Genomic DNA, 21,409 nt, shown 5'->3' on the forward strand with positions numbered 1-21,409 from the left:
CACTCGATTACCCTGTAAGCACCAGGTTTATCTCATTTTTTAAAACATCAAATTTGAAGAACTTAAGATACAACGGTGTTTTCTTCTGCCGGAATCAAAATTTCGAAGACATTTCCGTGCTGCAGAATAGTTAATCCGCGTGATTTATCGCGCATGACCACGACTTCGGGCTTCTGTGACATACGCTCCAAATAATGCTCAGGAGCATCCCCGGAATGACTGAACGTCACGCCTTCGACTTCTTGCTCTTCATTCTCACTCAGTTGGTTTTGGCTCTCCACCACATGTTCAAAAATATCTGAGAACAATTCAAAATTGTCGGTGTAAACAGAGATGCATTTCATGTGTAATCCCATCCTCTTTTAAATTTAGCTCATGCCGATCCAGGATACCGTCCTCTTTCACCTCGCGAAAACCGACCTTTGATACTGTTGTTTCCAGATCTCCATTCTCCCATGCGGCTAAAGATAGAAATCCGGAGACAAAGGCAAGCTTTGCGCTTGCTTACAATTATGTCCATTTCGCTAGCTATTCATTAAAGTGCCGTATTCCCGATGAATCAGATGAACCTCTTTTTTGTCTATTTCTTGCTGGTTTTACAATTGTTCCTTATTCTTCCTGACTGCTAAGGTTTTCATACGTTTCTTTCCTTCACGGCAGACATCCAGCAATGGACATACCGGGCATTGCGGATTTTGAGCCTTACAGTGATACCGTCCGAAAAAAATGATCCGATGATGGGTCAGCGTCCATTCTTCACGCGGTACCCGCTTCATCAGCTTTTTCTCCACTTCCAGCACGGAATCTTTCCAGGCGGCCAGTCCAAGTCGCTTGGAAACTCGCTCCACATGCGTGTCAACCGCGATGGCAGGCACACCAAAAGCATTGGAAACGACGACATTGGCTGTCTTTCGTCCAACCCCAGGTAATTTAACCAGCTCATCATGAGCCTCCGGCACCTCACCGCCATACTGTTCGATCAGAATCCTGCACAAATTCTGAATATGTTTGGCCTTATTCCGGTATAATCCGATCCGTCTGATATCCTGCTCAAGTTCCTCGATCGGTACCGATACATAATCCAAAGGCGTTTTGTATTTCTGAAACAGATCCTTTGTCACCTTATTAACCGTTTCATCCGTGCACTGAGCGGACAGCAGCACGGCGATGGTCAGCTCAAACGCATTGCTGTGATTCAGCTCGCAATGTGCATCCGGAAACATGCTCTCCATCGTGTCCAAAATATGCCGTACCGTTGCCGCATTCATATGTTTCCCTCCCGCAAAAAAAAATCTTGATGCGGAAATCCCCGCATCAAGACGGTGTTTCTCGAGCAATCCCAGGTCGATAATTTACTGTTTTACGATCTCAACAACGACACCGTTGTTTAAGTACAGTACAATATTATCATTTTCCTTAAGGGATTGCACGGACAAAGTAGTGTCACCTTGATGAACAAATACTTTATCGGATAATGCATACCGGAAATTATCGTTAATCGATTTGCGCTTCACTTGAATTTCCGTGTTGCTTGCCTGCCAGAATGCACGTTCAACCTTCTCCAGAACCTGCACGATCGTTACGCCTTGAATATCTTTTCGAATCTCAACGCGATCTCCTGCGGTCAATGTGCTTAAATTCGAAGCCGTCGAACCATTCTTAACGACTTTGACCCCACCGCTCACGCCTAATGTCTGACTGTTGCCTGAATAATCCTTCACGGTCAGTGAATTTCCGGAAACATCTGCGCTTGTCACTTCGCCAAGCGTCAATTTAACTTCGGCAACCGCGACAGGCGTTAAGCCTTGGAAAGTTATATTAACGAGTGCTCCCGGACGCAAGTCATTGAGCAGAATTGCTTGTCCGCTTTCACCGGTAAATATAGTTTTTTCGGTATATATATCGCTTGTAGAACCGTTCGCTTTCACTCGAATCCGATTCCTCGTTGGTTCCGTAGATACCACCTCGAATTGGGCGGAAGTTTTGAGTTTTAAGCTCTGCAAGTAATCCTGATTGTTCGACAGCTGGGCTGACACTTCGTCACCGATCCGTAAATCCGCCAGGGTTACGCCTGATCTGCCGAAGATTTCCACAACCGGACTATTGTAGTATGAAACTTCCTCCACTTTTCCGCTAGCGGTCACAATCGAAATCACTCTCTTGGATGTGTTAATGTTGCTGATTTTACCTTCAACTTTATATACCACTTCCAATGAAAGTACGCGGGTACCGATCAGAGAGACACTTACTTTGCGTCCTGAGACAAGCAAAGGTTCCACTCGATCCAGCGTCGTTCCGTAGCTTGATTCCAGCTTTGTCTTGTCATCCAAAACGATCACACGAGGCAGGTTGTTCGCATCCTTAACAGTCAGCCACCGCGTCTTGGCATCGTAGTTTACCACGGTAGCGGCATCCAACTGCTCAATTTTACGACCCGTTACTTCGATTTTCGAAATCTTTTCTTCACCGTTAATGGTCAGTGTCACTTGATCCCCGGATACCGCGTCAGCGAGCAAATCGGACAGAACCGGTTTTGCCACGCCACTCATGATAATTTCCGGCTTCTCTGCCAAATACTTCGTTTCGAGCTGTGTGCTTCCACTGCGCTTGTAGGTGATCGTTTTTCCGTTTTCTTCAACGGAGTACAGCGTCGCCTGCACGGTACGATCAACGCTTTGCGTGACTTCCAACGATTGAATAACGCTGTTTCTTACCGAAAAGTTCACGGTGTAGCCATTCTTGAGCTCCGCCGGAGCCAAGATTTGATTCTGATAGCGAATAACGGTTGCATCATCCCATGTGTACGTATCTTCATAACCGGTGCTATCCTTAAGGGTTACTCTTTTGTTGGCCGTATCCACGTTCTGAACGATGCCTGCTCCCGTCTTGTTAACCAAGCCGCTCTTTACGCGGATTGAAACGATTTTCTTCTGCGGGCTGTATGTTTCACGTTCAATCGTAAGCAGACTGCCGGCTGCAAGCGTCTTTGGATCGATCTTCGTACCGTTCTGATCCAGGAACACTGTACTTGGGTCGTAACTCAGCTCTTCAAAGGTGCTGCCTGTATCCAGCCAAATGAGGTTGTCCGGCGACAAGCGTGCATACGTGCGGTCAAACCGCTCCACTTGCTGGGTTGGATCCGTAATTTCCACGTAAGCAGCCGTTCCGTTATTCACGACAACCACCGCTTGAGTGTAAGGATTGATCTCCGAGAATTGCAATCTCTTCTCCGAATCGGAGGTGAAATACGCTGTGGAATTATCCAGCTTGAATGAATTCAGCTTGCCATCGGCGTACAGCTCCAACTTACCGTTCTCTATCGCAGCGATGGAGCCTTTGTATTGGTTCTCGTAATTTGTAGTAATATAGGCTTGAGCCCGGCTAAGGAACGTTGCAAGCTGGGCACGGGTAACGGCCCCTTGCGGATCGAACTTGTTGCCGTTCACGCCTTTCGCAAGTCCAAGCTCAACCGCTACATTCACATAACCCAGACGATCCGGGGATATCTTGGCGTTATCCGCAAAGCCTGTCGCTTTATTATTGGCTGCATTGGCTTCCGCGGTACGTCCAATGGAACGGACAAGCACTTCGGTTATCCATTCACGGGATGCTTTTTGCGCGCCCCAAATGACTTTCTCATCCGTATATCCGGATTCTTTTTGCTTGTCGAGCAGGTTTTGCTGAAAAGCCAGTTCAACATACTTCGTAAAATAATCATTCACTTTAATATTTGTCGGTAATGTCGCAGCGCCGCTGCTTAATTGATCCTGCTTGCTTAAGAAACGGATCGCCATCGTTACAGCTTCCTGCTGCGTTACTGGATCGTTCGGACGAAACTTTCCGTTATTTCCGGTCACGATCCCCTGTGCTGCTAATTGATAAATATACTTCTCTCCCCAATATCCGGCATTAACGTCACTGAATCCGTTAATGGCCGTTGGGCCGGCATTTGCCGTTGTCGCATTTACCGTTTCTTCATCTGCCGAGACGATCGAAGCCCCGCCTCCGAATGCTATAAGTCCGGCCATGACGGCGGAGACCACTTTTTTGGAATGAACATGTTTGCTGTGTCTAAGTACCATTTTCTTTCCCCTCTCAATAACTACTGCTTCATCATATACTAATATTCGACAGCAGATCGTGATCTCCTTCAACCATCATTACCGAGTCATTGGATTTTCCAAATCGACATGACCCATTAACGATTCGGTCTGCTGACCATCCACCAGAATTTGAAGTGATTGTACTTCGTCAAACTGGAAAAAAGTTTTTTTGATCGCATCGACAGCAAACGACTCCCCGCCTGCACCCAGGTTGGCTTCATCCGGGACCGTCACATCGAGTGTCAACGCCCCGTTTTCAAACTTCAGGGATTTCAGCCCGATTTTTTCCCACAGAGGAATCATTTCGGCATTACCACTCTTCTGCAATGTTTGATAAGCCGCTTCGTATTTTTCTTGATCTTCCTTATACGAAATTTCTGCCGTACCTTCTACCAGTTCCATCATATCAGGATCCGTGTAATAGGCTTTGATGCTCTCTGTTTTCGCTTCCGGCGTTGTCACTTCGCTGCCGCTGCCCGTAGACGATCCACCTGATCCATTCGACGTTCCATTACTACTCTGTCCTGTTTGATCATCAGGTGCAGGCGTTACTTGCCCAGGCGTATTGTCCGGGGCCGCTCCGGGTTTCTGTCCACAACCGGCACCAATCAGCATTACGGCTGCCAGTAGGCCAGCCGACCATATTTTTTTATTCAAAAGTAGCCACCTCCTGCAATCACGATCCCTGTCGTATCGTTAATCAACCTTCAAATAATTTTTGATGCCTCTGACAATGGCCTCTGCCACGCGATCCTGCGTTGCCGGATCAAATAGCTTGCTCTCATCGGTCTTGTTGCTCACGAATCCGACTTCGAGCAAGGCACCGGGCATTTTCGTCTCACGAATAACATGGAAATTACCATACCTCACTCCGCGATCCTTTAATCCCATGGCCTTGACGATCTCTTTATGGAGTGCATTCGCCAGCGCCTTGTCAGATTCATGGTAGTAATACGTTTCGGTTCCGCTTGCAGTGGAAGGGCCACTATTAGCATGTATCGATATGAAAACATCAGCCTTCAGATCATTCGCAATTTTTGCGCGTTCCTTCAGCTCGAGAAAAGTATCGTTACTGCGAGTTAAAACGACTTCGATATTTTGTTCTTTGGCCAACAGTTTCTCAACTTTCAGCGCCATTGCGAGGTTGAAATCCTTCTCCCTCTTCTTCGTTACCCCGATTGCTCCCGGGTCGTGATCTCCATGACCCGCATCAATGACCACGAGTTTCTTACCACCTGTACCAGGTACCGGGTTAGAGCCCGTATTCAAATCCACAATGAACAGGCCCGATCCGTTCTCAAGGCCTGAAACGGTGTAATTCTTGGCGTAGTTGAGATCAATGACAATGCGCACGGTCATCGGATTGCTGTTGTACAAGGAGTAACGCACGGATTTGACATCCGGATATCCCGTTACGTCCATCTGACCGGTCTTCATCACGTCATCAAAGCTGGCGTTACTGCTGAACGTATCCGAGAAATTCGTGTTCACCATATCGATGACGATACGGTCCGGATTGCTAAGCTTTGATACATTCGGCTTCGCAGAGCCCGTAACGGCGACCATCAGCCTGTTGTCGCTGAAACTGATACCGTCCACGGTCGACGTAGTTACGCCGGGTTCTTCACCAGGGTTACTCCCGTCATAAGACGAGGTCAGATAAACTGCTTTCTGCGCGTTATCCCATCTTACTTGAAGACCCATCTGCTCACTTACAAAACGGAGGGGAACCAGTGTTGTTCCTTCGCGAAGAACGGGTGCTTTGGTCATTTGTATACGTTGACCGTTGATGTCAGCTTGCTGACTTCCAATCACCATCGTTACTGTCTGCGAGCCGTCTTGTACAGTTACCGTCTTGGTTGCCTTGCTCCAGTACACATCAAATCCCAAATTCTCGGAAATGACACGGATCGGAACCATGACTGTACCGTTATTGTTCTCGACCTTCACGCCAGATGACAGATTGATTTGTTGGCCATCCAGGTAAATCTTTGCGCTGTACGAACTCGCATCCGCCATTTTAGGAAACGCAATCATGATGACAACCAGAAACATTAAAAAACCGAACTTCTTCATCCTTCACCCCTACCATCCTATTATTTTGCCATAGATTGGCGTTCCTGCACTCGGCCTGTCCGACATTACCTGACAACCTATAGACGCAAAGTCACAATGAAAGTTGCGAAATTGTTCCCTTTTTACCAAAAAAACACCTATTTCAAAAACCGAAATAGGTGTTTAGTCCTTCGTATGAATTTCACAAACAGTTCTTTATGACTATTTCCGAGTCATTGGATGCTCTAGCTCAACATGTCCCATTAAGCTTTCGGTCTGTTTACCGTCTACTAGCAATTCCAGAGACTGCACCTCATCGAACTGGAAGAAGGTTTTCTGTAAGGCATCTATCGCAAACATTTCCCCTCCAGCTCCGAGGTTGGCTTCGGCTGGTTTGGTGATATCCAGCGTCAAAGCTCCTTTATCAAACTTGAGAGACTTCAGCGTAATCTTATCCGACCATAGTGGACTGAGTGCGGCATCACTGCTCGTTTGAAGTCCTTCAAAGGCTTTCTTATATTTATCCTCTTCGCCCGAGTATGTGATCTCTTTGCTAGCCTCTTTCAGATCCATGATTTCGGGGTCAGTATAATAGAGTTTAATATTGGCCTTCTTCGCTTGATCCTCCGTGGTATTCACATCCTTTGTATCCACAGGCGTTCCAGTACTTTGACCGGTTGTATTCTGCGGCGGTGTGCTGGCTCCCTCGCCTGCATTTACTGATGTTGCGTCATCTTCCTTATGATCATCAGCCGCCGTTTCTCCCGGATTATCCTGAGGTGTTTGTACTTCTCCTGTTGCGGTCTCCGGATTTGTCTCGGCAGGGGCTGCAGTCGGCTTCTGTCCACAGCCGGCACTAAATGCAAGCAGGAGCGCCAGCAATCCTGTCATCCAATATTTTTTGTTCATGACTTTCGTCCCCCTCTAAGTTCATCAAATCTTGTACACATTATTGTACTTGAAGATATTCTTTAATACCCGCTACAATACCTTGTGCAACACGATTTTGGAAATCGTCTTTAAACAACTGGGCTTCGTCACCCTGGTTGCTCAAAAAGCCAATCTCGAGCAGGACAGCCGGCATCGTTGTTTCTCTCGTAACATGAAGGCTGCTATATTTAACTCCCCGATCCTTAAGACCTGTTGCACTCGCAAGATGTTTGTGTATCACATTCGCCAAGGATTTGCTTGAATCTCTCGTATAATACGTTTCCGTACCGTTCGGACTGCTGGTCGTGCTGCTGTTTCCGTGAATAGACACGAATATATCCGCCTTCAGGTTATTTGCGATCTTGACGCGATCACTAAGTTCAAGGTGTGAATCATCAGTGCGAGTCATCACAACATTGATATTCTTCTCGTTTTTAAGAAGCGCTTCAACCTTCAGAGAAACATCCAAATTAAATGATTTCTCCTTCTTTCCCGAAATGCTGATCGATCCAGGCTTGATTCCACCGTGACCGGCGTCAATAACAACCGTCTTCTTGCCGTTGCCTGTTACCGGGGGAACGGGTGGTATGAGGATTTCTCCCTCGGCGTTCAGATCAACAATAATGAGTCCCGCTTCTTGAATTACCCCATAACTTTTAGGACCTGTCAGGTCGATAACGATACGCACGGTTGATGGATTGTCACTGAACATGGCATATCGTACATTCATAACGTCAGGATAATCCGTGATTACCATCGCGCCGCCGCTTTGTGCATTGGCTGCATGTCCATCCAAGAACGAAGAAGAGAAGACGGTATTTGGAAGATCGATCACAATCCGGTCCGGTCCCGTTATGCTGGATACTTTCGGCGTAACCGTACCATCTGTAGCAATCATCAACCGGTTGTCGCTAAAGCTTAGCCCTGTCATTGCAGCCTGGTTCCCTGATTCGACAGGCGGGGGCGTTTCACTGCCCGAATGGTTTCCGTCAGCAGGATCAACCTCTCCTTCAGAAACCGGTGGAATGGAGCTGGAGAGAAACACAGCCTTTGTCTGGTTGTCCCATTTCACATCAAGCCCCATCTGCTCACTCACAAACCGGAGCGGCACAAGCGTGTTCTGTCCATTTAAGACAGGGGCCAAGTTCAATTCAACCTGGGCACCGTTCATCTCAGCCTGTTGGCTGCCGACCACCATACGAACAGCCTTCTCACTGTTTTCGACCGTTACCGTTTGACTGGCCTTCTCCCAACCTACCTTGAACCCGAGATTCTCGGATACCACGCGGATCGGAATCATCACGTTACCTTTCATGTTGGCTACCTGAACGCCCGAAGACAAATTCAATGGTTCTCCGTCAAGAAAAATGCTTGCATTTGAAGAACTGGCTTCGCCACTTTTCGGAAACGCCAGCAAGAAGACTATCAACATCATTACAAACCCTAACTTCTTCATGAATCCACCTCGATCATCCCATGATTAAATTTGAAAAGCAAATCTAGCAAAAAACTAAAAATATGTAAATCAGCACATTCCCGACAACACGCCGCCGGACAAATACTGACATAAAACAGTGGTTCCTCTTGGCTATCGCTGCATATTAATTCCATAATACCAAAAAAAACTTCCATTTCCTACACAGGAAATGGAAGTTTAATAATCTTGTAACCTTTTGCCGTGTAATTACGAGATTAAGCGAACAGACGCTCCCCATGCTTCTTCTCGTAAGCATCGATTGCACTTTCATGCTGCAGTGTCAATCCGATGTCATCCAGTCCTTGAAGCAGGAATTGACGGCGGTGCTCGTCGAGATCAAAGTCAATATGGAGTCCTTGATCATCTGTAATCGTTTTGCTCTCCAGATCGACGTTCAGCTTATAACCTTCTGTAGCTTCTGTGCGCTGGAACAGTTCCTCCACTTGCTCCTCCGACAGTTTGATCGGAAGAATCCCGTTCTTAAAGCAGTTATTGTAGAAAATATCAGCAAACGATGGAGCGATGACCACGCGGAATCCGTAGTCGAGAATCGCCCAAGGGGCATGCTCACGGGAAGAGCCGCAGCCAAAGTTGGCACGGGAAATCAGGATGGTTGAGCCTTGGTAGCGGGGCTGATTCAGCGAGAAGGTGTCGATATTGCCTCCCTCTTCATCAAACCGCCATTCGTAAAACAGAAACTGTCCAAATCCTGTACGTTCAATCCGCTTCAAAAACTGTTTCGGAATAATTGCGTCCGTATCTACATTCACCCGGTCCACAGGTGCGACTATACCGTGTAATTTCGTAAATGCTTGCATAAACTTCTCCTCCGTCCTTCTTAGCTCACAACTTCTTCGGCTACAAAGTTCCAGTCACGTACATCCACGAAGCGCCCTTTAACCGCAGCTGCCGCTGCCATTGCCGGCGATACGAGATGCGTTCTGCCGCCCCGTCCTTGGCGTCCTTCGAAGTTACGATTGGACGTGGATGCGCAGCGCTGGCCCGGCTTCAGTACATCCGGATTCATCGCGAGACACATACTGCAGCCTGCTTCACGCCATTCGAAACCCGCTTCAACAAAAATTTTGTCGAGCCCTTCTTGTTCAGCCTGGATCTTCACTCGGCCTGACCCTGGAACAACGATGGCCGTTACATTGCTGGACACTTTATGTCCCTTCGCTACAGCTGCTGCTGCACGCAAATCTTCAATGCGTCCATTCGTGCAAGAACCGATAAAGACATAATCGATCGGAATCTCGGATATTGGAGTCCCTGGCACGAGGGCCATATACTCCAGAGCTTTCTCCGCTGCCTTGCGCTCATTCTCGGTCTTGAAATCCGCAGGGTTAGGAACCGTTGAGGAAATGCCAGTACCCATTCCCGGACTCGTTCCCCAGGTCACTTGTGGGATCAGAGATTCTACATCGAACTCAACCACCACGTCGAACTCGGCTCCTTCGTCTGTGACAAGGTTTTTCCAAGCTGCTACTGCAGCATCAAAAGCTTCACCTTGCGGAACATGTTGACGTCCGCGCAAGTATTCAAACGTCGTTTCATCCGGAGCGATCATGCCCGCTCTGGCTCCCCCTTCGATGGACATGTTACATACGGTCATGCGCTCTTCCATCGACAGTTCGCGGATCGCTTCACCCGTATACTCAATAACATAACCTGTTGCAAAATCAGTACCGTATTTCGCGATCACGCCAAGGATCATGTCCTTAGCCGTTACGCCCGGATTGCGGCGACCGACAAAACGCACTTCCATGGTCTTCGCTTTCGCCTGCTGCAAACATTGGGTTGCCAGCACATGCTCAACCTCGCTCGTACCGATACCAAACGCAAGTGCGCCGAATGCACCGTGAGTGGATGTATGGCTGTCTCCGCACACAATCGTTTTGCCTGGATGCGTTAAACCAAGTTCCGGCCCCATTACGTGCACAACGCCTTGATCAATCGTATCGAGATCATACAGGGTAACGCCAAAATCCTGACAGTTCTTGGTCAGGGTATCAATTTGCTGCTTCGAAATCGGATCCGTAATGTTAAAACGATCTTTCGTTGGCACGTTGTGATCCATCGTTGCGAAGGTCAGTTCAGGACGGCGTACTTTACGGCCGCTAAGACGCAAACCTTCAAATGCTTGCGGGGAAGTTACCTCGTGAACCAAATGCAAGTCGATGTACAAAATACCCGGTTTGCCTTCTTCTTGATGAATAACGTGGTTATCCCAAATTTTCTCGAACATTGTCTTCTTACTCATCATCATCACCCCATTGTTCTTTACGTCCATGAGAAGATAATTGCTTGTTATCTTCTTTTAAGGAAGATCTACAACGCATCATCTTTACGTTGATAGTAATATATCATTTCCTTCTTCATTGTTCCAAGATATAATATCTATAGATGTAATAGGATTCAGCTATAACGGAGTGATGCTTAAATGGAACTGAGACAACTGCAATATACGCTGCAAATCGCGGCGGATAAAAATTTCTCCCGTGCCGCGGAGAAGCTTCATATCGCCCAGCCTTCCTTGAGCCAGCAGCTCTCCAAGCTGGAGAAAGAGCTCGGCGTGCTGCTGTTCCAGCGCAATACGAGCAACGTTGAGCTTACCCATGCCGGAGCCAGCTTTGTCGAGCATGCGCAGAAGATTATGGACGCCGTCGAGCAGCTGAAACAGGAGATGTCGGACATCTCCCAGCTTCGTAAGGGCAAAGTCGTAGTCGGCAGCATGCCGATTACAGGTTCTCACCTGCTGCCACGGGTTTTGCCAGCCTTTAAAAAGGGTTATCCGGATATTGAGATCACCTTGTTGGAAGACTCCTCCATGAACCTGGAGAAGCTGACGGCCAGCGGCAAGGCCGATCTTAGCCTCCTTGCACTGCCGCTGTCCGAGCCGTCACTGTCCTGGATTCCGATCGGTGAGGAAATGATCGATTTGGCCGTTCCTCCGCAGCATCCGCTTGCGCAGCGGGCAGCCTCTGATCCCGTTCGGCCCATTACGATCGACGAAATCCGGAACGAAGCATTTGTTGTCCTCAAAAAAGGACAGGGCTTCCGAAAGCTTACCTTTGATATATGTCGGGAGGCCGGCTTTGAACCGAACGTTGTCTTCGAGAGCAACAACATCGAGACGCTCCAATCTCTGGTCGCAACCGGAATGGGCATAACGCTGGTGCCTCGTTTTATCGCCCGTGCGAAACGCAGCGAGTTTATTCCGGTCTACTTGCCGCTCGCTGATCCGGTTCCAAGCCGTACGCTGGTCGTGGCTTACCGTAACGGCCGGTATCTGTCCAAAGCCGCGGATGCGTTCATTGATACGTTCAAGCAGGTTATGGACAAGCTGGTTGTGGAAAGCGTTCAAGATTAATAAACGCAAATGAATGCAGCCCCTATATGAATAAAGAGGCATAACCATCGTCGAATGACAGTGGCTATGCCTCTTTTTCTCCTAAAGTAAAACGGTTACCCATTTCATCATAAATCAGAGGTTTATTTGCGTAAATTATGCTGATCAATCAATCGGTTCTGTTCATCGGCAGTACGGGACTGATCCTGAATCGATTCATTCTTCCCGTTGCCGCCTCTGGCAACATTCTCAACAAAGCTGCGGAACTGTTGTTTCTGTTCTTCTTCCTGCTCATGGTTTTGGCTGTCGAATTGGTTGTTCTCTGCCATCATTCAAAGCCTCCTCTCAGACGGATTACCCATAGTATACCCGCCTCTGCCTAGATGAAACTTCATTTTTTAGAGGAGTTTAACCATAAACACATTATTGAAAATACAAATTCGGACGACGGTCTTCAAAAACCGGAATGCGTCCTCTTACTTCATCCGTAAGACGGCAATCCAGCGTACCGGTCAGGATCATTTCCTGCTCATCCCCTTCGGCAATGACCTCACCCCACGGATCGATGATCATGGAGTGACCGAAAAAGTCCGTTTCTCCGCTGGTTCCTACTCGATTGCACGCAACGACATACATTTGGTTCTCGATCGCTCTGGCCATGAGCAGCGTTCTCCAATGATGCAGCCGCGGGTGCGGCCACTCCGCAGGCACAAACAGCACTTGAGCGCCGCTGAGTGCAAGGGTGCGGGACAGCTCCGGGAACCGTATATCGTAACAGATGGACGCGCCCGCTTTCAATTGTTCCAGCTCAAAGGTTACGGTATGCTGTCCGGCTTGCAAATGCTTCTCTTCATCCATCAGACGGAACAAGTGAATTTTAGAGTATTTGGCGATCTGCTCCCCGCTCCGGTTAAACACATACATGGTGTTATAAATCCGATCTTCGATTCGTTCGGCTACAGATCCGCCAACGACTTGGATGCGGTGTTTTCGCGCAAATTCACTCAGCATCCGCGAGGTTTCCTGCCCCATGGGATCGGCAAGCTCTTGAATCCGGTCCAGCGCATACCCCGTATTCCACATTTCCGGTAGTACTATGACGTCCGGCTTCATATCAGCCGCTGCGGCCTGCTCCATCATGCCGAGCATTTTATTCATATTAGCATTCACGTTTCCTATTTCAATATCAGCTTGGATAAGTGCGATATTCAATTGAACCTTTGCTTCTCCAGTCATCTTGCAGCCTCCTGTTATTCCGGTTGAATCCAGCATTAGCGCCGCTGTGATCAATATATCAACGAACGGGCTATTTTACAGGGTTCATCCATTCTCCTTATGTCATCATCATAGCCTCCTCAAGCCTGCTGCCGCAACACCCAAGCTCCATTTCCCTCTATACACCCCTGATAAATCGTGTTAAATTAATCCTAATTGTTTTCGATATCAGCTGCATTCGAGTGTAATTAGATAACGGAGTGATGAAACTGCAATGAACAAAAAATTAAACGAATTCCAAATAGAGCCGGCCGAGATCATGTCCCAGCTGCCCACGCAATTTTTCGCGACCTTGGTCTCCAAGGTAAACCGCCAAGTGGCGCAGGGACACGATGTAATCAATCTGGGGCAGGGAAATCCCGATCAGCCCACACCGTCTCATATCATATCCAGCTTGAAAGAAGCGGCTGACAATCCGCAGTTTCACAAATATTCGCCTTTTACCGGCTTTTCCTTCCTTAAAGAAGCCATTGCGCATCGATATAAGGAAGACTACAATGTTGATCTCGATCCGGAGACAGAGGTAGCGATTCTGTTTGGAGGAAAAACAGGTCTCGTACAGCTGCCGCAAGTGCTTCTGAACCCGGGCGATGTATGTCTTGTCCCAGACCCCGGTTATCCGGATTACTGGTCAGGCGTTGCACTGGCCCGTGCCCAAATGAAATTCATGCCGTTAACCGCAGCTAACCAGTTTCTTCCCGACTATGATGCGATCACATCTGCAGACCGAGAAAAAGCGAAGCTGATGTTCCTGAATTACCCGAATAATCCGACATCCGCCGTCGCTCCCCTGTCCTTCTACGAGGATACGGTGGCATTCGCCGCCGAACACGGGATCGTGGTAGCCAGTGATTTTGCTTATGGAGCGATTGGGTTTGATGGTGATCGTCCAGTCAGCTTTTTGCAGGCAGAAGGCGCCAAAGAAGTTGGCGTAGAATTCTACACCCTCTCCAAAACCTATAATATGGCCGGATGGCGTGTTGGCTTTGCCCTAGGGAACAAAAAAATCATCTCGCTGATCAATATGCTGCAGGACCACATCTACGTCAGCCTGTTCGGCGGCATTCAGGCTGCAGCGGCCACTGCTCTCACATCTTCGCAAAACTGCGTTGAAGAGCTGGTGGCACGCTACCAATCGAGAAGAGACACATTCTATGGCGCCCTATCTAAAATCGGCTGGGAAGCCCAAAAACCAGCAGGCTCCTTCTTTAGCTGGCTGCCCGTACCGAAGGGCTTTTCATCGGTATCTTTTGCCGACCTGCTGCTTGAGGAGGCCAAGGTGGCTGTTGCGCCTGGTGTCGGCTTTGGCGATCACGGCGAAGGATATGTCCGCGTCGGCCTGTTAAGCAGCGAAGAACGAATGCGGGAAGCCGCCTCCCGAATCGGCAAGCTGAACCTGTTCGGTTAACCTAATTCCTTTTGAAAAAACAAAAACGATGTGCTATTCTTGCAGTAACAATTGAATGCAGTTTTCAAAAACGCAAAGACGGGACCAGTACGAAAGCATAGGGCACGATGACCAGAGAGCGAATTCCATGGGCTGAAAGAATTTGCCGTGACCCCCTTTCCGAATCCTACCCCCGAGCGGCCTGGCTTGCCAGGACAGTGCCTTCTGTTACAGGGTTAAAGCCGGATGAGCTGCGCTCATCAACAAAGGTGGTACCGCGGAAGTTAAACTTTCGTCCTTTTTCATACAGGACGAAAGTTTTTTTATTTTCAGGAAATGGATTCGTTACAGCTATACCAACTAATCATATATACAAGGAAGTGATCACGATGCTATCCCGCATCGTCGTAAAAATTGGAAGCAGCTCCCTGACGACAGATGAAGGCGGACTTAATCTTGATTCTGTCGCCTTCTTTGCCGGAGAACTTGCCGCGCTCCGCAAGGCTGGTCATGAGGTTCTGCTCGTAACATCCGGCGCCGTCGCAGCAGGCTTTCGGGAGATCGGCTACGAGAGTAGACCCAAGCTACTGCATGAGAAGCAAGCATCCGCCGCATTGGGCCAAGCGCTGCTGATGCGTGCATACCAGAATGCGCTGGCCTCCCATCAATTGAAGGCCGCGCAAATTCTGTTAACGAGAACGGACTTCGCGAACCGCAAACGCATGAACAATGCCAACATGACGATTACGGAGCTTCTGAAGCAAGGCGTTATTCCGATTATTAATGAGAATGATACCGTTTCGATTGACGAACTGAAATTTGGCGATAACGATACGTTATCCGCGCTGGTAGCGAACTTGGTCCGCGCCCAGCAATTAATCATCCTGACCGATATGGACGGTTTGTACACGGCTGATCCACGCAAGTCGCCGAATGCAACAAAATATGAGGAAATTGATGAAATCACGGGTGAGATTTACAGCATGGCAGGAGGCGCTGGCTCCAGCGTAGGTACAGGCGGCATGCGATCAAAAATCGATGCTGCCAAAATCGCCACCCGCGGCGGTGTCCCCGTCTTCATCGGAAAAGCCAACGAGACCGGGGATTTGCTTAAGGCGTTTAAGCATGCAGGCAAAGGAACTTATTTTGCCACCCACCTCTCCTCCCTGCCGATGAAAAAGCAATGGCTCGGCTTTATGTCCTCGCCGTTAGGCCGGATCGTTGTTGATCCGGGCGCCGAGAAAGCGCTGATTCATGGAGGTCACAGCCTCCTTCCCGTTGGCATTAAACGGATCGAAGGCAGCTTCCATGCAGGGGACGTGGTGGAAGTCGTTAATATGAACAACGAAACGCTCGGCAGAGGGATCGTCAATTACGATGAGGACCAGCTGCAGGCCGTGCTCGGAATGCCAAGCAGTAAAGTGATCGGCATCATCGGGGAAATCCATCGACTTGAGGTCATTCACCGCGACGAATGGATCACGTTAAAATAACCGGATTGCCATAAACCAATTAGATATTTACTGATAACTCAAATAAGGAGGATTTATTATGAGTGAGGTACGCAACAAAGCCCAACTCGCCAAGCAGGCAGCATTTCGTCTTGGCAGACTGAGCACGGAGGAGAAAAACCAGGCTTTGCTGATCATGGCAGACGCCCTGATCCAGCGGACAGCAGATATCATGGAAGCGAACGCGGAGGATCTTCGCCGTGGGAAAGAGCTCGGCACCTCTGCCTCCCTGCTGGACCGGCTGGCACTGAATGAAGCTCGAATCGAGGACATTGCCGAAGGATTGCGCCAAATCGTTAAGCTGCCGGACCCGATCGGCGACACCCTGGAAACGATCGACCGCCCGAACGGTCTGAACATCGTCAAGAAGCGCGTTCCACTTGGTGTGATTGGCATCATTTATGAAGCACGTCCCAACGTGACCGTTGATGCTGCCGGGCTATGCTTGAAGACGGGCAATGCGGTCGTGCTGCGCGGTGGTTCATCCGCCCTCTCCTCCAACCGCAAAATTATCGAGGTGCTTCACGAAGCTATGGAGCGCACCACACTGCCTAAAGATGCGCTACAGCTTATCGAGGATCCGAACCGTTCCTCCGTGGATGAAATGCTGAAGCTCAACGGACTGCTGGATGTCATCATCCCGCGCGGTGGCAGCTCGCTGATCCAGAATGTTGTGATGAACGCCACGGTACCAGTCATCGAAACCGGAGCCGGGATATGCCATACCTATCTGGATGTTTCGGCAGCCCCGGACATGGCGGCCGCCATCAGTATCAATGCCAAGGTGCAGCGCCCTTCGGTCTGCAATTCCATGGAAACCCTGCTCGTCCATGCGGATTATGCCAAATCGCATTTGACTGCGCTGGCCGAAGCATTCCGTGAGCGTAATGTCGAGCTGCGCGGATGCCAGCGTACCCTGGATTACGTTCCATGGGCTGCAAAAGCCACGTCTGATGATTACGCTACCGAGTATAACGACTATATTTTGAACCTTAAAATTGTGGATCACCTGGATGAGGCCATTGAGCATATTTCGATTTATGGCACCAAGCATTCGGAATGTATCGTTACGGAGAATAAGGATCATGCGCAGCGCTTCTTGCAGGAAGTAGACGCAGCCGCTGTCTATCATAACGCATCGACCCGCTTCACCGATGGCTTTGAATTTGGCTTCGGCGCCGAAATCGGGATCAGTACCCAGAAGCTGCATGCCCGGGGACCTATGGGGTTACCCGCGCTTACTTCCTCCAAATATGTTATTATCGGTAGTGGTCAAATACGCGAATAAATCATTCATCTAAAGCCATGAAGGAGGAAATAACGATGTGCCAATCCCCGCAGAACCGACCTTTAATAGATAAAGCAATTACCTTCTACGGCGCCGGCTCGATGGCCGAAGCGATCGTACGAGGATTAGTGAGCCGTTCTGTCGTGCTTCCGGAGAATATTACGATGCTCAACCGAAGCAATGTTCAGCGCCTTCAGGAACTGAGTGAGCGGTACGGCGTCCAGATCAACAATGACGATGCCGCTAAAATCGAAATTCTAAAAACTTCGCCGGTGATCGTGCTTGCCATGAAACCGAAGGATGCTGCTAAAGCGCTGAAAGAACTGGGACCGAAGCTCTCAAGCGATCAATTAATCATCTCCGTAATCGCCGGATTATCGATTTATACGACACAGACGCTGCTTGGAAACCATCAACCCATTGCACGCACAATGCCGAATACATCTGCCTCTATCGGACTTGGTTCCACAGGAATCGCGTTCTCGAAGGAAATCAGCGAAGAACAGCGCCAGCTGGTCATGACTTTGTTCGAAGCTGTTGGTAATGTAACGGTCATTGAAGAAGAGAAGATGGATATCCTGACCGGTATATCCGGCAGTGGACCGGCTTACTTCTATTACATGATGGAAGCCATGACTGCCGCGGGGATCCGCGGCGGCCTGACGCAGGAGCAAAGTCGCGAGTTGACGCTCCAAACCATTCTGGGCGCGGCCCGGATGGTGCAGCAGACCGGAGAACAGCCTTCATCGCTTCGCGCGAAAATCACATCGCCGAACGGTTCAACACAAGCGGCCCTCGAAACGCTCGACAAGGGCGATTTCTTCGAAACCGTCATTGCCGCCGTAAACCGCTGCGCTGAGCGCTCCAAAGAAATGGGCGCCATGCTGAAGGAGCAGATCTCATGAGCCGCTGTATCGCAACGTACCGAATCTATGACGACCAGGCGGATTTTCGTAAGAAAGCGACTTCCATCGCCGTTGGCATGACGGTTGGCAGCTGGACCGAGCTGCCGCAAGCCAAGCGTGAAGCGATGCAGAAGCATCTTGGCGAAGTGGTTGACATTCAGGTTCACGAGGGCTGGGAGCCAGGCAGTCGTTATGCGGATGTCAGCATTGCTTATCCGGATATTAATTTCAGCCGGGATATTCCTGCCCTACTGGTGACGGTATTCGGCAAAATTTCCATGGACGGACGCATTAAACTGACATCCATGGATTTGTCTCCCGACTTCCTGAGTGCGTTTCCCGGACCGAAGTATGGCATCGACGGTATTCGCGATCTTCTTGGCGTCCATGACCGTCCGCTGCTCATGAGCATTTTCAAATCGGTGATCGGACTGAATGCGGACGAGCTTAGAGCCCAATTTATCCGTCAGGCGCTTGGTGGGGTGGATCTCATCAAAGATGATGAAATCCTGTTCGAGAACGACCTCACCCCGATTGAAAAACGGGTAAGCATGTGCATCCAGGCGGCTGCTGACGTTGAACAACAAACAGGCAAAAAGCTGCTCTATGCAGCCAATCTAACCGGCCGGACGTCACAGCTGCGCGAGCAAGCGCTGCGCGCTATTGATGCAGGCGCTAACGCCCTGCTCTTTAACGTGCTGTCCTATGGGTATGACGTTTTGCATGAGCTAAGCAGCGATCCGGATATCATCGTGCCTATCGCGGCTCATCCTGCACTTGCCGGCGCAATTTATCCTTCTCCATACTATGGAATAACGGCTCCGGTGCTGCTCGGCCAGCTGATGCGGATCGCCGGCGCGGATCTGGTGCTCTTCCCTTCTCCTTACGGATCTGTAACGATGCCAAGAGAAGAGAATCTGGCCATACGCGACGAGCTGCATAGCGCTAAACTTGGCGTGAAACGAAGCATGCCGGTACCATCCGCAGGAATTCATCCGGGACTCGTTCCACGCATTATCCGGGACTTCGGCACCGATGTGGTCGTTAACGCAGGCGGTGGAATCCACGGGCATCCAATGGGAACCGAAGCTGGCGGCAAAGCCTTTGTACAAGCGATTGAGGCAACGATGAAATCCGTGCCGCTCGCTCACTTTGCCGAAGAGCACGAAGAGTTGAAAGCCGCACTGGACATCTGGGGAGGAGAAGTATGACATCTGGAGAGAAACAGCCGATCATTTTTTGCGATTTCGACGGAACCATCACGAACAACGATAATATTGTAGCCATCATGAAGCACTTCAAGCCGGAAGGCTTTGAGTCGATCATGCAGGATACACTAGACCGAACTATTTCTATACGGGAAGGCGTAGGCCGCATGTTCGCCCTCTTCCCTTCCTCCATGAGAGAAGAAATTACCGATTATGTTCTAAGCCATGCAGGGATTCGGGAAGGCTTCAGTGCATTCCTGGATTATTTAAAATCCGAACAGATTGAATTTTACGTTACAAGCGGCGGCATCGATTTTTTTGTCGATCCTCTGTTGAAGCCCTTTGGCATTCCTGCAGACCATATCTTCTGCAACGGCTCCAATTTCGAAGGTGATCACATCGAGATAACTTGGCCTCATCCTTGCAAGGAATCCTGCCAGAACGACTGCGGCATGTGTAAGGTTACGGTGATGGGCCGTTTTCCGGCCGATCGGTATTACCGGATTCTGATCGGGGACAGCCTTACCGACTTCGAAGGCGCCAAACAGGCGGATCTGGTTTATTCCCGTTCCTCGCTCACTGAGCAGTGCAAGAAGCTTGGCGTTCATCATGTACCCTTCGAGACATTTACCGATATTCAAAACGACATGAGAGACAAGTTTAAACAGGAGGTGCTGTAAGTGGCATTTTCAGATATCCAGCTTGAACAGAAACAGGCTGCCCTGCGGGATCTCAGAGGAATCAAGGAACTGTTTGCTTCTAGAAACTGGTTCCCGGGTACCAGCGGTAATCTATCTGTCCGTATTGGCGAGTTCAACCCAGAGCAGTTTTATTTTGCGGTGACAGCCAGTGGTAAAGACAAGTCGGTACATACGCCCGAAGATTATCTTTTTGTGGATCAGAACGGCGTACCTTGTGAAGCAACCGGTTTAAAGCCTAGTGCGGAAACTTTGATTCACTGCGAAATTTATCGCAAAACCGGTTGCGGCGCCATTTTCCATGTGCACACCATCGATAACAATCTGATCAGCGACTGGTATGGTGAACAAGGTTATGTCCCTGCCCAAGGAATCGAGCTGATCAAGGCCTTTAACATTTGGGATGAGGACGCGGCGATTCGCATTCCGATCCTGCCGAACTATGCAGACATTCCGCGGATTGCGGAACTCGTTCCGGATGCGCTTGATCCGGCGGTACCCGGTATTTTGCTGCGCAACCACGGCATCTATGCCTGGGGCAAAAACGCGTTCGAAGCAAAGAAACATCTGGAGGCTTTTGAGTTTATATTCGAATACTCCTACCGTCGTCTGCTCTTGAATGCAGCCGGTTCCAAGGTGAATTAAATCCATATTTGCAGATACAGAGCTTGATCAGCCGGATGCACCGTGATCCAACGTCTTCAGTGTGCATCCGGCGTTATCTTTCCGTTAGGAGTGTATAGGGATGCTCGAAAGTTTAGCCATTGGCATCGTATTTATTTTGTATGGTTTGGTCCTCTTTTTACTTCCGCCTAAAAGTTCCAAGAGCGTTTATGCTTATAAAACTACGTCATCTCTCAAAAATGAACGAAACTTTAAAGTTGCCAATGCCTATGTCAGTTTACTGCTGATGATCTTTGGGGTCATCCTGCTGCTGATCGCCAGGCTTACCGGCCATTTCATGACCACCGGTATTGCGACCGTGATCGTCTTTATCCTAATATACATACTCGTTGAACGAAAACTAAAAAACCTGTAAAACGATTCCAAAACGTTTACAGGTTTTTTCTTTATATGGATTATAGCCGATTCTGCTGATGCTCCTTTAAAGAGATCGAAGGCGCAGGTACCTGATCCGGTGATGAATAAACATTGAAGATAAACAAACATGTCACAACAAATAGAGTAATGTACAACAGGTAATACAGATTCTTGGCCAC

20 protein-coding genes are annotated in these 21,409 nt (G+C 49.1%); 9 read left to right on the forward strand and 11 right to left on the reverse strand.

Annotation, left to right across the window (positions count from 1 at the left end; all coding sequences use genetic code 11):
* Positions 1-62 precede the first annotated feature (62 nt).
* The 9 genes from ACOZB4_RS28980 to leuC form a co-directional block, all read right to left on the reverse strand.
* A complete protein-coding gene (locus ACOZB4_RS28980; protein WP_015734596.1) occupies positions 63-344 on the reverse strand; it encodes a hypothetical protein in 282 nt (93 codons plus the stop codon).
* Positions 345-596: 252 nt separating this feature from the next.
* Positions 597-1,268: an endonuclease III gene (gene nth / locus ACOZB4_RS28985; RefSeq protein ID WP_076321029.1), complete on the reverse strand. Its 672-nt coding sequence runs from the start codon at positions 1,266-1,268 to the stop codon at positions 597-599.
* Positions 1,269-1,352: 84 nt separating this feature from the next.
* Positions 1,353-4,082: an S-layer homology domain-containing protein gene (locus tag ACOZB4_RS28990; RefSeq protein WP_379414562.1), complete on the reverse strand. Its 2,730-nt coding sequence runs from the start codon at positions 4,080-4,082 to the stop codon at positions 1,353-1,355.
* A gap of 78 nt (positions 4,083-4,160) precedes the next feature.
* On the reverse strand, positions 4,161-4,760 hold the full coding sequence (locus ACOZB4_RS28995) for a GerMN domain-containing protein (protein WP_379414563.1): 600 nt from the start codon (positions 4,758-4,760) through the stop codon (positions 4,161-4,163).
* A gap of 39 nt (positions 4,761-4,799) precedes the next feature.
* Positions 4,800-6,179, reverse strand: coding sequence for an N-acetylmuramoyl-L-alanine amidase (locus tag ACOZB4_RS29000; RefSeq protein ID WP_379414564.1), 1,380 nt, complete (start codon positions 6,177-6,179; stop codon positions 4,800-4,802).
* Between the two features lie 201 nt (positions 6,180-6,380).
* On the reverse strand, positions 6,381-7,067 hold the full coding sequence (locus ACOZB4_RS29005; RefSeq protein WP_379414565.1) for a GerMN domain-containing protein: 687 nt from the start codon (positions 7,065-7,067) through the stop codon (positions 6,381-6,383).
* A gap of 40 nt (positions 7,068-7,107) precedes the next feature.
* The gene (locus tag ACOZB4_RS29010; protein WP_379414566.1) at positions 7,108-8,544 is read right to left on the reverse strand and encodes an N-acetylmuramoyl-L-alanine amidase; all 1,437 of its coding nucleotides are present in this window, start codon (positions 8,542-8,544) and stop codon (positions 7,108-7,110) included.
* A gap of 236 nt (positions 8,545-8,780) precedes the next feature.
* Complete coding sequence (gene leuD / locus ACOZB4_RS29015) at positions 8,781-9,383, reverse strand: 3-isopropylmalate dehydratase small subunit (protein WP_076321023.1); 603 nt, start codon at positions 9,381-9,383, stop codon at positions 8,781-8,783.
* A 20-nt stretch (positions 9,384-9,403) separates the two neighbouring features.
* Positions 9,404-10,828 carry a 3-isopropylmalate dehydratase large subunit gene (leuC, locus tag ACOZB4_RS29020; RefSeq protein WP_076321329.1) on the reverse strand — a complete coding sequence of 475 codons (1,425 nt, stop codon included), beginning with the start codon at positions 10,826-10,828 and terminating at the stop codon, positions 9,404-9,406.
* Positions 10,829-11,008: 180 nt separating this feature from the next.
* On the opposite strand from leuC, the gene ACOZB4_RS29025 reads away from it, so the two are divergent.
* Positions 11,009-11,938: a LysR family transcriptional regulator gene (locus ACOZB4_RS29025; RefSeq protein WP_339272226.1), complete on the forward strand. Its 930-nt coding sequence runs from the start codon at positions 11,009-11,011 to the stop codon at positions 11,936-11,938.
* A gap of 122 nt (positions 11,939-12,060) precedes the next feature.
* On the opposite strand, the gene ACOZB4_RS29030 is transcribed toward ACOZB4_RS29025, so the two are convergent.
* Complete coding sequence (locus tag ACOZB4_RS29030) at positions 12,061-12,246, reverse strand: hypothetical protein (protein WP_422759716.1); 186 nt, start codon at positions 12,244-12,246, stop codon at positions 12,061-12,063.
* A gap of 94 nt (positions 12,247-12,340) precedes the next feature.
* Positions 12,341-13,153, reverse strand: coding sequence for a carbon-nitrogen family hydrolase (locus ACOZB4_RS29035; RefSeq protein WP_379414568.1), 813 nt, complete (start codon positions 13,151-13,153; stop codon positions 12,341-12,343).
* 253 nt (positions 13,154-13,406) lie between these two features.
* Between ACOZB4_RS29035 and ACOZB4_RS29040 the strand changes: the two genes are divergently transcribed.
* The 8 genes from ACOZB4_RS29040 (at position 13,407) to ACOZB4_RS29075 (ending at position 21,228) form a co-directional block, all read left to right on the forward strand.
* Positions 13,407-14,600: a pyridoxal phosphate-dependent aminotransferase gene (locus ACOZB4_RS29040; protein WP_379414569.1), complete on the forward strand. Its 1,194-nt coding sequence runs from the start codon at positions 13,407-13,409 to the stop codon at positions 14,598-14,600.
* Between the two features lie 368 nt (positions 14,601-14,968).
* A complete protein-coding gene (gene proB / locus ACOZB4_RS29045; RefSeq protein ID WP_379414570.1) occupies positions 14,969-16,072 on the forward strand; it encodes a glutamate 5-kinase in 1,104 nt (367 codons plus the stop codon).
* Between the two features lie 58 nt (positions 16,073-16,130).
* Positions 16,131-17,378 carry a glutamate-5-semialdehyde dehydrogenase gene (locus tag ACOZB4_RS29050; RefSeq protein WP_076321019.1) on the forward strand — a complete coding sequence of 416 codons (1,248 nt, stop codon included), beginning with the start codon at positions 16,131-16,133 and terminating at the stop codon, positions 17,376-17,378.
* A 35-nt stretch (positions 17,379-17,413) separates the two neighbouring features.
* Positions 17,414-18,283 (forward strand): pyrroline-5-carboxylate reductase, encoded by an 870-nt coding sequence (gene proC, locus ACOZB4_RS29055; protein WP_076321018.1) that lies wholly within the window; start codon positions 17,414-17,416, stop codon positions 18,281-18,283.
* Positions 18,280-19,494, forward strand: a complete 1,215-nt coding sequence (locus ACOZB4_RS29060; protein WP_379414571.1) for a 2,3-diketo-5-methylthiopentyl-1-phosphate enolase — start codon at positions 18,280-18,282, stop codon at positions 19,492-19,494. Before proC ends, ACOZB4_RS29060 begins: the two co-directional genes overlap by 4 nt.
* A complete protein-coding gene (locus ACOZB4_RS29065) occupies positions 19,491-20,171 on the forward strand; it encodes a 2-hydroxy-3-keto-5-methylthiopentenyl-1-phosphate phosphatase (RefSeq protein ID WP_379414572.1) in 681 nt (226 codons plus the stop codon). The genes ACOZB4_RS29060 and ACOZB4_RS29065 overlap by 4 nt, the downstream gene beginning before the upstream one ends.
* Positions 20,172-20,834: a methylthioribulose 1-phosphate dehydratase gene (gene mtnB, locus ACOZB4_RS29070; protein ID WP_379414573.1), complete on the forward strand. Its 663-nt coding sequence runs from the start codon at positions 20,172-20,174 to the stop codon at positions 20,832-20,834.
* A gap of 100 nt (positions 20,835-20,934) precedes the next feature.
* Entirely contained in the window at positions 20,935-21,228 is a 294-nt protein-coding gene (locus ACOZB4_RS29075) for an SdpI family protein (RefSeq protein WP_339292998.1), read from the forward strand.
* The last annotated feature ends 181 nt before the right edge of the window (positions 21,229-21,409 follow it).

Origin of the sequence: Paenibacillus sp. NPDC058898, assembly GCF_049316025.1 — a bacterium.
Lineage (GTDB): Bacteria > Bacillota > Bacilli > Paenibacillales > Paenibacillaceae > Paenibacillus_AQ.